A 389-nucleotide genomic window follows, 5' to 3' on the forward strand; every position below is an offset into this window, starting at 1 on the left:
GACACCGCCGACGTCTATTCGCGCTGGGTTCCCGGGCACCAGGGCGGCGAGTCGGAAACCCTCATCGGCAAGTGGCTGAAACGCACCGGCAAACGCGACCGCATGGTGATCGCCAGCAAGGTCGGGATGGACATGGGCAATGGCCACAAAGGTCTCTCCGCCGCCTATATCGAGCAGGCCCTGGAGCGCTCGCTACGACGCCTGCAGACCGACTACCTGGACCTCTACCAGTCGCACACCGACGATCCCCACACCGACCTGGAGGAAACCCTTTCCACCTATGGCGAACTGATCAAGAAAGGCAAGGTACGGGTCATCGGCGCCTCCAACTACGACGCCCGGCGCCTCCTCGAAGCACGCCAGGTCAGCGCCCGGCTTAACCTACCGAG

1 protein-coding gene is annotated in these 389 nt (G+C 63.8%); it reads left to right on the forward strand.

The window, feature by feature from the left end:
• Window positions 1-389, forward strand: a 389-nt coding sequence (locus tag ACLJNW_RS23425; RefSeq protein WP_410961113.1) for an aldo/keto reductase, incomplete at both ends; no start/stop codon positions are given.

The sequence above is a fragment of the Salmonella sp. SAL4457 genome (assembly GCF_046548235.1).
Lineage (GTDB): Bacteria > Pseudomonadota > Gammaproteobacteria > Enterobacterales > Enterobacteriaceae > Salmonella > Salmonella enterica.